Here is a 13,199-nt window from a genome sequence, read left to right on the forward strand (position 1 = left end):
GTTTGCTCCTTACAGACTGTAGTCGTCTAGATCAGCGCTGCGTTGCAGTGATGGGGTGTTGTAACGGGCAAATGTCTTGTCCAGGTCGGCGGCCAGGTACGCTTGCTCGCTATCGCGCAGCGCACCCTTCATGAAGTCGCCATCCGAGGAGACAGAAACCACCTGATCACGCAGATTGGCGAGCAGGCCCTCCCGGTCAGCGCGTGAACCCGAGGTATTGTCGATCGCCTCCAAGGCGTCGAGCAGCGACTGGCGTAGTACGCTTTGCTCGCCATCCTTCTCGTCCGGGCTGGCTGCTTCGAAGCTTACGGCGCTGACCACTGCGCGATGAATGGCCGTGAACGCGTTGACCTCGGCCTTCCGGCTCTGCATAACCCGATCGGAACTTAAGGTGTGAGGCGGCGTGTTGCGTAGCCATTGCGCCTCTTGATCAGCGAGTGCGTCGATAGTCTGACGGATCTTTTGACTGTCAGGGGTATCACGCAGGGCGGCTTGCGCTACGTTGTCAAAACTAATTGCCGGGTTGTTTGAGGCCTCAATGGCTTTTTGTCTCATTAACCCGGCGCCGATCACGAATCGGCTCGCATCGCGAATTGATAGCTGCATCTATGTCCGTCATTTTTCACAGGGCTTGAGCCTGCCCGAATCAGTCGGCATCCAGCAGCGTCTGCTTCTGTGCTTAGGGCGCCGCGCATTCCTGTATTCGAAAGCCGGCAATCAATCCCTCTGCGCTGACGTGCTGTGGGTAATCCCTCACGAACCCCGCGGTTCGTGTCCTCGATAACCATAGCATTTTTACTGTTTTGTTTCTTGCGGTTGAGTCGGATGAATCGTTTTTTTGATGATTTGAAGCATACCTACACGATCGCGTGAAAAGCCGTTCGGCCGCGATCTGAGAATCGTATCTTTTCTCTGGGTGGCTGCTCAAACTCCCGCAGTACAAGCCTTCGACCCGGATCTCAGCGCTGTTTTTCCTTGGTGCCTCTCGCCGGCAATCACTGTCGCCATGTGCGTCACATTCAGGCTCCAGGCCTCTCGGTCAGGCGTCGCGCTGACCTTATTTGGCAGGATTTGGGCTCTTTTCAAGGTATCTGAATAAAGCTAAATTTCCAAGCGAGGATTACGCGCGGCTTGGAGCATTTTTTCCGTTTTTGTTGTCTTTTAAAGCACTTTTTATGCTGTTTTCGATGATTTTATTGACTTTATCGTGAATTCTTGAGGTCTTCTAAAATATCGAAACTGGTAGATGGCTAGGAGCTTGTTCAGTGTTTTTGTTAATTTTCTTTCGTAACATTATTTTGATAATTAGCTGATATCTGGTTTAAGATTACCCGGCCTAATCTATCCGGCAGGCTACCGCTTCGAGGGTGGTAGCATGGCGCTAGCTCAAGGGCATCTGTAAAGCCAGGGCTGCATGGCAGCCCATCTCAAGGACGACGGAGCATTCCAAGGGGAATTCGTCGCGAACGATTTAGATCAACCGTCCGCAACTCGATTCAGGTAGGTATTCACAATGGCTCAGATGCCGTTTTCTCCGTGCAGCGATCCGAGCGCCTGCACCGATCAATCGGTCGAGATGCTGACCAGGATCTTTGGTCCGGTAATCGATGCATTGGTCAAAGGCACCGACCCCAATATGGTGGGGGCAAGCGCGAATATCCTTGCGACCATGTTCGGCTTCTTCAACAGCGGAATCCTGATCATCGGTTCCCTGATCGTCTCTTACGTCGCAGTGATGGGCGTGACCAACACCGCCAACGATGGCGAGGCGATGGGCAAGAGCTGGTCGTCACTCTGGACGCCGGTGAGGATCGTGGCGGGCGGCGCGGTCCTGTTGCCGACCACAAGCGGCTTTTCGTTCATTCAGCTCATCGTCCTGATGTTCTCACTCTGGGGTGTCGGCTTTGCCAATGGCACCTACAAGGCGGGTATGGCCATGGGCGTGCTGTCGCCCAACGGTGTCGTTCAGGGGGTCAATGCGCCCGGTAACTTCTACGGCTTGCGCGATTTCGCCCGGCAATACCTTGCGGCATCGTACTGTGCCAAGGCGGCAAACGAGATCTACAGGAACAACACTGCTTCAGGCTCTTCCCCCGAGGTCAGAGCGAATGGCGCGGACAGGACCACTGAAGTGGATGGTCGGGTGGAGCTCACTTTCTTCCTCCAGGACCGTAACGAAATCACCAATCTGGCGGGGGGCGAGCCATTCTGCGGAACCGTGAAAGTGGCCAGTTACTCGGCCCAGGCAAAATCGGAGCCAATACCCCAGGCTTTGGAACAGCTGCGCGCGGCGGTGCAGACCAAAAAAGTGGTTGCCGCGACATTGATGATGCAAGAGCTGGATACCTGGGTCAGGTCCTGGCCTGCAACGATCAATGACGCTGGATGGGACGCCGTCGATTCCGACAACTTCAACGTCATCGTGGACAAGTGGGAGAAGCAGATAGCGACCGATCTCGCCTCCGAAGTTAATAGTGGCCAGAGCGGTGTCGACAATGGCCTCAAAGGCTTTATCACGACGCTGACCGACGATGGTTGGGCAGCGGCTGGCGGCTGGTTCCAGCGTGTTGGCATGGTTCGCGGGCAGATTGCCGGTGTGCTTGCCGAGCCGGTTGGGTCGGTGGGCGCACCCTCACTCAGTGCTTTGCCTGCAGATGCGCGTGCCTCATTACTGATCAATAGCGTGACCACCGTTGCTGAGGCGATCAACAAGAAGGCAGAAGAGAAATCCTCTTACACCGACGCGAAGAAAAGCAAGGCAGAAGATCTTTCCAGCCTGATTCCCAAGGATCCAAGTAGCGACATCAACGTGGGCTCCCTCAGGGCGGACATGGATGCCAAGATGTCTTCGTTCGTCAACGGCCTGATGCTGAATGTGGTTGAGATCGCTACGGGTGCAGGCAGCAACGGGCAGACCCCGCTTTGCGGAACGGCTGGACAAATGGGGGGGTCGCTCAATCGCATGAAGTGCGTTGGGGATTACCTGGCGGTTGCGCGCGGAGGGATTCTAGTAGCCGATGTCGCGATCAAGAGTGCTGGCACAGCAGTGAGGGTGCTTGCAGGCACGCTTTCCTCGGTCAAGGGTCTGGGTAACGGGCTTGACCTGGACAAAATTGTCACCCCGCTCTGGGACTGGGTCATCGAGGTGCCGGTCAAGCAGTTGGCGCTGATGGCCAGTTATATCGAGCCGCTGGCGTTCTACTTCGGCGTGTTTCTGCCGAGCTTGCCGTACACGCTGTTCATGATCGTCTTCGTCGGCTGGCTCCTCGCCGTACTGCAATCCATCATTGCCGCGCCGCTCTGGGCTGTGATGCACATGACGCCGGATCGTACATTCGTGGGTTCGCAGACCCAAGGCTACCTGCTGTTGCTGTCGCTGTTCGCCCGTCCTGCGCTGGCTGTTCTTGGTCTATTCGCGGCGGTGCTGGTGTCCGACCCAGTGATTGACTACATAGCCCAGGGCTTCTTCGCCATGCGTGGCGCGGTGGTTTCCTCGTCGGGCGGCGTGGGTGCCATTGCGGAATTTCTGACCTTCGCCTGGTGGTTCATGGTGTTCGGGCTGACGTTGTTGCCGGTCCTGTACATGATCTTCGGCCTGCCCCAGACACTGCCCGACCAGGTACTCAGCTGGATCGGCGGAGGTCTTGGCAGCATGGGTGAGACCAATGCGGTGTCTGATATGCGAGGCGGCATGAGCAGGGTCGGCGCAAGTGTTCAGGGCAGTGGCTCGGGTATGCGCCTGGGTGGCGGCCAAGGCAGGCTGCCACCGCCTGATGGCGGCTCGCCGACTGACCCCAAGGGTGGCGGACCTCGCGGCGGCGGTGGTTCGGGTGGCAGCTCGCCGCTGCTCAGTGCGAACGGCCAGGGTGCGGGCGGGGCGGCATCCCGAGAATCCGGTGGGTCAGAAGCCAGTGCGGCTACTGCGGCTACTGCGGCCAGCGACAACCGTACCACCGGCGAGAAGGTCAGTGATGCGGCCGGTGTTGCCCTGGGTCGGGCGATTGCAGGTGGCACCGCGTCGACTGGCAGGGCGATGCGCAACGCGGGTAGCGCTGCACTGTCTGCAGGCCGGGCGGGAGTGGAGTCGTTCCGCGGCTCCGAAGCAGGGTCTACCGCTGGGCGCATGCGTGATGGTCTGACGGCGGGTGCATTGACGGCGGGTGCCGGGCTTGCCTCGGCCGCCAGCGCTGCCGGCGCTGACTACAAGCAGGCCTTCTCGACCGCTGGGGCCGAGGGCCGGGCGGCTTACCATGAAGGTGCTGACGCGCGTATCCAGGCATTCAAGGAATCGCTATCGGGTGGGGCGGCCCCGGCCGGAAGCGGCGGCGACCAGGAGTCGGCGGGTTCCTCCGGCGAGGGCGCAGACACTGCGGTCGGCGACCATCAGTTCAACGATGCGGGGCTTGCTGCAGGGTCGGCCTCCCTCGCTAGCGAGGGCGGGTCAGCGACAGCTGCCGACGGTGCTGGCCGCACTGCACAGGATGGCGGTGCTGGCGCGTCGGCGGGTGGCTCCAGGTCCGCTGCCGGTGAGCCTTACGCCTCCAGCGGCGCTGCAGTGGGTGGGGCGGCCTCGGTGGGCGGTGGCGAGCAACAATCGGCTGCTTCCTCTTCCGATCGGGCCAATGACGCTGGGGTCCGGGATCACCAGTTCAGCGACGCGGCGCTCGCCGCTGGGGCTTCTTCGGCCAGTAGCGAGGGCGGGCGTGCAACAGCCGCCGACGGCTCCGGCGGTGCTGCGCAGGGCGGCGGTGCTGGTCAGGGGCGTGGCACATCGGCCGCCGGTCAGCCTTATGCCGTCAGTGGTTCTGCGTCGGGTGGGGCGGCCTCCGTCGGAAGTGGCGGCGGTCAACAATCGGCCGCGTCATTTGCCGAGCGGGCAGATGACGCCGGGGTCAGGGATCATCAGTTCAATGACGCGGCGCCTGCCGCTGGTTCATCCTCGGTTGGTAATGAGGGCGGGCGAGCGACGACTGCCGGCGGCGCCGGTCGCAATGCGCAGGATGACGCTGCTGGCCAGTGGACGGGGCGCGCCAGTTCGCCTGCCGGTGAGCCTTACGCCGGCAGCCGCTCCAATGTCGGCAACGAAGACGATTGATGAGCAGGCCGGCCACCTTGCACTGAGCGGGTGGCCATTTGCCCACAGATAACCAATGGGCGGGGAATTATTCCCGCCCTTGGCTGTCTTGGACGGTGACGCGCAACGGGTGTGCGCAACTTGAGACGCGGCTGCGGTCGCGCTGAGCAGAGGCTTCGCATGGTTGAGAATCCACTGGAAGACCAGCTTCGACGGCTCCTTACCGGGCTCGCCGATCAGGCCATCGTGCGTGGCGAACAGTTCTACTACGATGACGGAGAGCTGTACGCCGACGATGTGGCGGACATCGGCCTGGTGGCAGTGTTGTGTATTGCCCAAGCGTTATCCGAGCGTACCGGCCTGGGCGGGTTCGGCTATGAATTCGAGCTGGCAGCGCCTGCAAACCCGATCTTTCCGCTACACGCCAGTCCTCCGGATGTACTGCCCGACTTCTTTCGGGTGGCGCCATTTGTAGCGGCGGTGTTCTACGGCGAGGTGATGGCTGCCAGGCAGGATCTGACGCTGCTGTACCACGCCGCCGTGCAGAGCCTGCAAGATGGCCGTGGGGGTGCCTTGGGCCAGGTGGCGGGCGTGAACTGACTCAGCTGCATGCCTGTCAAAAATGCTTGTTAGAAAATTGATTTTCACCATGGGTGAGATTAGTATTCGCACTACTGTGCCAAGCGAGGAGCGCCCGATGCAGGATGCGGAAAACACTCATCAAGAGCCTGGCTCCGTTGTCGAGCTACCACCTGGGGTATTCCCGCCCCTGCCAGGCTACGCCACCGCTGATCTGCTCGCGGTGGCCAACGCCTCTGTCGAAAGGTTGCTCGAAGAACACGCTATCGACCCCGCTCTGATTCGCGAATCCGTCATCGCGCTGGCTCAGCATTTGTATGCGGCGTTCGAGCGAGAGGATGTTCAGTCCCAAATTGCGAGTTGGTATCAAAAGCCGTATGACCAGGTTTGGATGCGCAAGCGCAGTGTCCAGATCATTGCAGAGCAATTCGGCATCGTTGCGCAGACTGCGATGGCCGCCGCGTTGCAAGGCTCACCGTTGCGACGCCTCGGTAAAGTGTTCTATCTGAGTGTTGTCGAGAGCGCCGGAAACGCCGTCGAATCGCATATTCTGAAGTTGAATGAAGACTGATAACGGCATCGCTGCGCAGGGCTGTGCAGTGAGTGAGTCCGATAGGCAGTTGCACCCCTGTAGCCAGGCGCTTTGATCCGAAAACGATGGCTCGCTGGGCGAGCCTACCCTTCAGCAATTATTGCCGAGCAAGGAGCATTTCCATGCAAGATGACGACAACATCCATCAGGCGTCTGGCCCCGGGGTTGAGCTTCCTCCTGGCGTATTCCCGCCGATGGCCGGCTACACCACCGCTGATCTGCTCGCGGTTGCCAACGCCCCCGTCGAAGCCTTGCTTGAAGCGCACGATATCGACCCGGGCCTGATTCGCGAAACCGTCATCGCGCTCGCCGAGCATTTGTATGCGGCATTCGAGCGAAATGACATCCAGTACCAAATTTCCACGTGGTATCAGAAGCCTTACGACCAGCCATCGATGCGCACACGCAGTATCGAAATTATTGCGGAGCAGTTTGGCGTCATTGCCCTGGATGCGGCGGCCGACTCCTTGAAGGGGTCTCCCTTGCTACATCTGGGCGAGGCGTTCTATGGACGTTTCATGGAGTGCGCCGGTAACGCAATCAAGGCCCACATTCTGAAGTTGAACGAAGCCTGAGTGATCGTTGTTCATAGGGATATGAAATGAGTAAATCCGTATACTTTAGTGTGTATCTGGATGGCACGGCTAATAGCAAAGACAACGATACGCCCGAAGGCGGCCATACTAATGTGGCCAGGCTTTTTGAGCTGGATGCCGCGCAGGGTACCAATCTTTCTCTGAACTCCGATCATGCGCCATTAACGTATGACCCCACGCAATACCTCGGCCAGTCAGAGAAGATCTACCTTGATGGGGTCGGCAGCCAGAAGTCCAGCACGCCAGTCGCTTTGCTGGAGCGGGGGACGGGGCTGGGCGGCCAGGAGCGTATCGAGCAGGCCTACGATGCCTTTGTCGCCTTTTATAACAAGAACCAGGATCACAAGATCGATGTGAACCTGATCGGCTTCAGCCGGGGTGCGGCACAGGCGCGCGCGCTGGCAAACGAGATCATCGACCGCGGTGTGCCGAAGCTCGATAGCGATTGGAAACCCACACGCGAGTACCTGGTTCCGCCAGGTCAGGTTCATGTGAACAAGCTCGGCATTTTCGACACCGTTGCTTCGTATGGCATCCCGATAACCGATAGCCATCCGAACAAGAACTTGGAAATAAGCAAAAACGTCGACTCGACCACCCATCTGGTGGCGATGCATGAATATCGCGCGACGTTTCCTTTGACCAGTGCGCTGCGCAATGACGACAACTCGCGCATTGAAGAGGTGAAGTTTGCGGGCGCGCATTCCCAGGTCGGGGGCGGTTACCGTAATGATGTGCTGGCCGCTGGCCCGCTGGCCTTCATGTACGACAGCTTGAAGTCAGCAGGCATCGAAATGGGGCCGATGCCGCCGGAAGAGCTCAAGCGCATCGAGCAGTACAATGCTGTGATCAAAGATCCCCAGCGGCTGCAGGAAGCGCTGATCGACTCGCGACTGTTCAAAGGCAATGAGGCTTTCACGCCCAATCCCGACGGGTCTTTCACCCGTATCAACAATGAACCCTTCCCGACGGAGCGCGGTACGTTGTTACCGTTCAGACGGCAGTCCGCGCCGTTCGATCAGCCAGTCAACGGCCGCAAGGTTATCTTTGAAAACGATGACTCGCTGGGCGACCCTCTTGTTCAGCGCATAGGCAGAAAGCTAGGTGAGAAGTTCTTCGCATGGGACGAGAAGGCCCAGAGCGCCTCGTCCATGCCCGATGACCCCGCCGGTAGCAACATCGAGAATCGGCTGGCGACGCGCAAAGCGGAGCACGCATCAGTCTTGGCAGCCCAGTCCCACGCGCAAGTGGCCGAACTCTCGTCATTGCTCGCCAGTTCTAAGCCCGAAGCTGAGCACCTTCAACGACTGGGTCTTGAAGCGGTTCCTGTACCCAAGTCCGACGTGTCGGCCAATTATGCAGTGGTGCGGATTGACCCTGAGGGGTCCTCGGCCTTTGCCGATCTGGGCTTTGAGTACGAGGCCAGTCGGATTGTTGCGGAGGCCGCTGACGGCGCCCTTGCCAGAGCGCCGCTGGCTATCGGTGATCCCTTCCTGCTGCACGATACCAACGGTAATGTGGTGGGAGCGCTGGAGGCTGTGCATGAGGCGCCGTCATTCACCGATGCGCGCGGTGTGCTGGTCGCGATCGACATGCGGCATGTAGGTGAGGCGGACCAGGCGGGCTTTCTCAGCGATGGTTTACAACAGGCCGCAGCATGGATTGCCGAGCGCCCCGAAGGCACCTTGAAAGACGCCTACGAGATACCTGGAGCGGATGGCAAGCCCTTGGCCCGGGCGATGATCGCCTGTCCTGTGGAGCAGGTGCTGGAGCGTACCGTCGCCTGGGATGCCCCTGAGCCCTGACACGGCCCGATGGTGCGTTGTGTCGGCTGCATGCTTAGAATGCACCTGTTGCCGACGATGGTCGGTCAGTCAATCCGTAAGGGCTACAAGATGAAAATCCACAAGTATCAGCCGGGCACCTTTATCGAGGTCGATGACATGGCCGGTGGCCGCCGTGTGGGTATGGTCTGCAAGGATGGCGTGACGTTCTGGGATTTGCTCGATGCCGACCTCTGCACGCCGCTGACAATCCATCCTTCGATGAAGCCGGAGGAGCTGGGCACGTTGATCCAGTATGGCCAGAGCAAGGGGTTGATCGGCGCGACGCAGGCGCTGGTCGGCCATCTACATGCAGCGGGTGATCAACGACTCAATGGCGACCCGCTGTTTGTCATGCGTGCGCTGTGGTTCGTGGCGAAGAAGGCGAGTGGGGTGGCCTATATTCCTGACGCCGGGACGCTGCTTTGGGCTTGCGAGCAGGCTCAAGCCCAGGCGCAGGCGGCAGCGCGCATTCACCAAATGGCCAAACAGTATTGCTCGGCGTAGCCGATTGCGCTGCCGGGGAGGGCGCTTCAGGTCATCCTTGACCGTTGGCAGAAACGCCGGCGCCAGGGTCCTGAAGCTCATCCCCTGACGCCATTCAATCCGTGTCGGATCGCCAAGTGTTACTGGGTCGCCCGCTTGACGGCATCCGCTGCCTCGCGCGCCTTGCTCTTGATGGTTTTGGTCACCGTGCGCACATCGTATGAGCAGTTGATGTAGGTGCTGCCTGAGTCTTCATACAGCCACAGGTCATGGTTGCCGACGACTTGCTTGTAATCGCCGACTTCGTCCTTGGCGATGCCTGCCAGCTTGGCGACCGTCTGCAGGCTCTCGCCGCTGAATGCACCGCCGTAACCGTTGAAGTCGCCTTCGCCGTTGGCGCCTGGGTGCAGCGAAAGCTGGGTGACCGGGCGACCGTAAACGTCCAGCGGGTTCGGCACCGTGTATTCACCATCGTCTATCGCCGAGGCACGAACGATGGCTTTGCCATTCGCTGCCTTGACCAGCGCTTCGAATTGCTCCAGCGAAACGTTGCGTTTGCACGTCAGCACCTGGGTAAGGCGCGCGTTGGCTTCGGGTTGGTCGATCTTTTGGGCAAAGGCGCTAGAGCAGGCGAGCGAAACCAGCAGGGGTACAGCGAGTTGCAGGGCTTTCATGCGGCAGATCCTTCCTGGATGACAAAATGCTATCAATTTAGCCTGTTAGAAAAGCGTTTTTTTGATGGGCGCAGTGTGCGCCAGGCCTTGCCCTTGGTCAAGCGAACGCCTGGCTAACCTCAGGATTTAACCTTGACGGCAAATGGCCTCAAACTCATACTCGCCATCCTTATCGACATTTTTCTAACAGGCCATTTTGATCATTGACAGGACGTTGAACGCTGGCTGATCGGCATCATCCCCAGATGCTGCGACGCTTGTCTTGAACATCACCGTTCAGCTGGCCCTTACAAGGAGTTTTCAGGCATGTCCTACCCGTTACCGCCACTTGCCGTGGAGCCGGGCCTGAGGGTGGTGGGCGATCGCCGCGCGGCCTTGTGGCTGCTGCTGGTGCCGCTGTTGGCGGCCCTTGTGGCGTTTGCCATCGCTGTCGTCGCCATCACGATGGGTGAGATGACTGAAGGGACGCCGCGCTTCTACGCCGCGGCACTGTCCTTTTCGGCCCTGTTGTTGAGCGTGATGCTGCTACCGGCCTACCTGCTCAGCCTCGGCTGGTACGCCTGGTGGACGCGCGGTGCCGACCATCGTCGGCTGCGCCTTGGCCTGTGGCTTGCCCCGCTGGTGGCGCTGCTGTTTGCCTGGTTCCCAGCCACCCTGGTGCCCGGGCTTAAGCCGCTTGGCCAAGACGCCATCGACCCGCTGCGCACGTATTTGCTGGCGGGCGCTCTGGCCTTGATATTGGGGTATGCCTGGTCGGTTATCGTTTTCGTGATCTTGCGGTTCTGGAGAAATGTATGAGCACCCTGATTGCCACCCCTCGCGCCGTGCTGCCGTTGGTGTTGGTTGCGTTGTCCGCAGCACTCGCCCCAAAGGCGTTTGCGGGGTTTGAACTGATCGACAGCCCTGCCGCACCGGTTTCTCGTGCGACCGCGCCGCCCCAGGGCCAGGACGCCGCGCAGATGCAGCAAACGATCAACGCGCTGCGTGTCGAAATCCAGAGCCTGCGGGTACGTTTGGCGGCCGCAGAGGCCGATGCGAACGGCAGCCGCCAGGAGCTGCTGGCCATCAGTGCGCAGCAGGAACAGATCCAGGGCTCGATCAACCACATGACCCTGAACTTCGCCTTTGGCCACTCAAGGTTCGGCCCCAGCGCCGCAGATGCCGAGGTGCTGGTGCGCTCGGCGCATACAGCGCGGCAGGTGAAGATCTTTGGCTACACCGACAGTGTGGGAACCATGGAGGCGAATCGCCGCGTTGCCCAACTCAGAGCGGAAGCGGCGAAGTTGTATCTGGTTCAGCGCGGCGTAGAAGCGTCGAAGATAAGTGCCCAAGGTCAAGTTGGAAACTATATTGCCTCGAATGACACCGCGACGGGCCGCGCGGTCAATCGCCGGGTTGAGTTTGAGTTCTCGGCCACGGCCAATGAAGCTAGGTCCTCCTATGACGTCAGTGAGCGCCCCGTGCAGGTATCAGGCCTGCAGGCGCATGTTATCCAGGAATAACCTGGCCTCGGCAGCGGCCGCGATTGTCGCATCGGCGGGCGATTCCCACGCTACGCCGTTGTAACGCAGGCTGTAGCTTTCGCGGCAGGGATGAAAGCCGATATGCGCCCAGTCGATCCCCTCGCGAGCAGCCCACTCGCCGAGGATTTCCGAGCGGGTTTCGCCGCCCGCCCGAGACTTTTCGATTTGCCCGACCACCTCGGCAAACAGGTGCAGATTGTCCAGATCGATACTGACCGAGGCAGGGCCGATATTCAGTACCCCGCCAACGTTACCGGGGGCTGCTTGAAATGCGCAATGAAACTGATGGCTCATTGATACTTCCTTGAAGTTTGGGCTGCAAACAGAGACACACTGTTGACAGTAACTTTGACCTTGAAGCAACTTCAAGTTCAGTCTAGTCGACCCGGTGCAGGGAAGTTGAACATGTATTCGCTTGATGAACTTGAAGCATTCGTGGCACAAGCCATCAGTGGCAATGTATTTGCGCAGTCAGGCGGTGGTTTTGTCAGCGTGATGGCCAAGAGCACTCCAGCCATTCAGAAAGACATCCCGGCGGCATTCGAGATGTACACGCTGCTAGAGCATTTTCTGCAGACGCTGCCCATTCGTCATGAGGCGCTGGACTTCGGTGCGCCCACGGTCGACCTCGAGCCGGGTATTGTGGTCAGTCACGATGGGCGCAAAGTGATTGCCTTGCTGCCGATCCTGGCCAACCAGCTCGGTGAAGTGGCCTTCTGGCTGGCCGACGCCCTCCCCAGCCGGGAGGTCAAGGCCATGCCCGGCACGCTGGCATTGATGTTCACCGTCGAAACCCATGACGCGATAAATCACCTGCTGCCCGAATGGCTGGCCGCTTTTTATGTCCAAGGGCAAGCAGGGCACTGTGTGCCGATCCTGGCGCTGAAATCTGTGCTGGAAGACGAGCGCTTTGGCGGCGATTGGGTGGCGGTTGCCGTGCACCGGTTGGCGGAGTTCGCTTTGCCTCAGGCTGATGCGCTGCAGGCGGCGGGAGCCGAGATCAAAACGACCAAGTAGGCGCTATCGGCCCTGATCGCAGTGCCATTATCTACAATGTGAGGCGAGTGACGCGACGATGCGCCGATGCAAGGAGCTTACGGAATGGACCATAACTGGGCGGGACGCAAGAGCAACATGAGTCTGGACGGCGGCTACAACGGCTCTTTTCAACAGGCCGAGGCCAACCTCCATGTGGGGCGCCAGCAAGGCCGGCAGGAGGGCTTCGAACAAGGACGCTCCAATGGCTACTCAGAAGGCTGGGATGCTGGCAGGGACTACGCCAATCAGAAGCTCGAGCCGCTGCGTGACCTCGTGCGGCAATACTTCTCGGAAACGGTAGAGCTCAGAGGCATTGCGAAGCAACTGACGGCGGTGGTCGAGCAAATGCATGAGCAGTATTTGCAAGTCGTCGCCAAAGCAAACGAAGCCAATCGCACCGCAAGCGCAGAAGAGGCCCGCCTGGCACGCGAGGTGGCCGCCCTCAAGGACGATATTGAGCTCAAGAAGCTCACGATGAAGGCGATGGAGCGGCAGTTCAATTCCACCTATGCACAGTCCGAGCTGAATACCGAGCAGTACAACCGCAGCGTGATCTTCGCGCAGGTGGCGCAGTGGCTGCTGGAGGAGATTGTCGCCGAAGATACGCCTGAGGCCGGGCGTATCCGTGAGCGGTTCGTCGAGCGCTATCAGGAGCAGGTGGCACTGCATCTGCGTGAGGGGTATATCTTCCGCCCGCCGGAGCAGGATCCGACGTTCCAGAAAAAGCTGCCTTCAATACACCAGTTCATCCTCGACATGCAGGCCTCTGTTGCTCCCCGTCAACAGGCGGACGACTCAGACCCAGCGGACTAGG

Annotated in this window: 13 protein-coding genes; 10 read left to right on the plus strand and 3 right to left on the minus strand. The window is 59.7% G+C overall.

The annotated features are described in order from the left end of the window. Nucleotides 1–9: 9 nt before the first annotated feature. Nucleotides 10–606, minus strand: coding sequence for a hypothetical protein (locus tag J3B00_RS05350; RefSeq protein WP_209865085.1), 597 nt, complete (start codon nucleotides 604–606; stop codon nucleotides 10–12). Nucleotides 607–1,513: 907 nt separating this feature from the next. Here J3B00_RS05350 and J3B00_RS05355 point away from each other — a divergent pair. The 6 genes from J3B00_RS05355 to J3B00_RS05380 all read left to right on the plus strand — a co-directional run bounded on the left by J3B00_RS05355 (nucleotide 1,514) and on the right by J3B00_RS05380 (nucleotide 9,171). Further along, on the plus strand, nucleotides 1,514–5,095 hold the full coding sequence (locus J3B00_RS05355) for a DotA/TraY family protein (protein WP_245362496.1): 3,582 nt from the start codon (nucleotides 1,514–1,516) through the stop codon (nucleotides 5,093–5,095). 159 nt (nucleotides 5,096–5,254) lie between these two features. Beyond that, a complete protein-coding gene (locus tag J3B00_RS05360) occupies nucleotides 5,255–5,674 on the plus strand; it encodes a hypothetical protein (RefSeq protein WP_209865087.1) in 420 nt (139 codons plus the stop codon). Nucleotides 5,675–5,771: 97 nt separating this feature from the next. Continuing rightward, nucleotides 5,772–6,224 (plus strand): hypothetical protein, encoded by a 453-nt coding sequence (locus J3B00_RS05365; protein ID WP_209865090.1) that lies wholly within the window; start codon nucleotides 5,772–5,774, stop codon nucleotides 6,222–6,224. Nucleotides 6,225–6,367: 143 nt separating this feature from the next. Beyond that, entirely contained in the window at nucleotides 6,368–6,820 is a 453-nt protein-coding gene (locus tag J3B00_RS05370; protein WP_209865092.1) for a hypothetical protein, read from the plus strand. 26 nt (nucleotides 6,821–6,846) lie between these two features. After that, the gene (locus J3B00_RS05375; RefSeq protein WP_209865093.1) at nucleotides 6,847–8,646 is read left to right on the plus strand and encodes a DUF2235 domain-containing protein; all 1,800 of its coding nucleotides are present in this window, start codon (nucleotides 6,847–6,849) and stop codon (nucleotides 8,644–8,646) included. 30 nt (nucleotides 8,647–8,676) lie between these two features. Beyond that, nucleotides 8,677–9,171: a hypothetical protein gene (locus tag J3B00_RS05380; protein WP_245362497.1), complete on the plus strand. Its 495-nt coding sequence runs from the start codon at nucleotides 8,677–8,679 to the stop codon at nucleotides 9,169–9,171. A 119-nt stretch (nucleotides 9,172–9,290) separates the two neighbouring features. On the opposite strand, the gene J3B00_RS05385 is transcribed toward J3B00_RS05380, so the two are convergent. Then, nucleotides 9,291–9,824, minus strand: coding sequence for a hypothetical protein (locus J3B00_RS05385; RefSeq protein WP_209865095.1), 534 nt, complete (start codon nucleotides 9,822–9,824; stop codon nucleotides 9,291–9,293). A 306-nt stretch (nucleotides 9,825–10,130) separates the two neighbouring features. On the opposite strand from J3B00_RS05385, the gene J3B00_RS05390 reads away from it, so the two are divergent. Then, nucleotides 10,131–10,622, plus strand: a complete 492-nt coding sequence (locus J3B00_RS05390) for a hypothetical protein (protein WP_209865098.1) — start codon at nucleotides 10,131–10,133, stop codon at nucleotides 10,620–10,622. Beyond that, nucleotides 10,619–11,326 (plus strand): OmpA family protein, encoded by a 708-nt coding sequence (locus tag J3B00_RS05395; protein WP_209865100.1) that lies wholly within the window; start codon nucleotides 10,619–10,621, stop codon nucleotides 11,324–11,326. The genes J3B00_RS05390 and J3B00_RS05395 overlap by 4 nt, the downstream gene beginning before the upstream one ends. Here J3B00_RS05395 and J3B00_RS05400 read toward each other — a convergent pair. Further along, nucleotides 11,294–11,641 (minus strand): hypothetical protein, encoded by a 348-nt coding sequence (locus J3B00_RS05400; RefSeq protein WP_209865104.1) that lies wholly within the window; start codon nucleotides 11,639–11,641, stop codon nucleotides 11,294–11,296. The genes J3B00_RS05395 and J3B00_RS05400 overlap by 33 nt on opposite strands. Nucleotides 11,642–11,695: 54 nt before the next feature. Between J3B00_RS05400 and J3B00_RS05405 the strand changes: the two genes are divergently transcribed. Next, a complete protein-coding gene (locus J3B00_RS05405; RefSeq protein WP_245362498.1) occupies nucleotides 11,696–12,364 on the plus strand; it encodes a hypothetical protein in 669 nt (222 codons plus the stop codon). A gap of 84 nt (nucleotides 12,365–12,448) precedes the next feature. Further along, the gene (locus J3B00_RS05410) at nucleotides 12,449–13,198 is read left to right on the plus strand and encodes a hypothetical protein (RefSeq protein ID WP_209865106.1); all 750 of its coding nucleotides are present in this window, start codon (nucleotides 12,449–12,451) and stop codon (nucleotides 13,196–13,198) included. Nucleotide 13,199 lies beyond the last annotated feature (1 nt).

It is taken from the genome of Pseudomonas sp. BP8 (assembly GCF_017875955.1).
Classification (GTDB): Bacteria; Pseudomonadota; Gammaproteobacteria; order Pseudomonadales; family Pseudomonadaceae; genus Aquipseudomonas.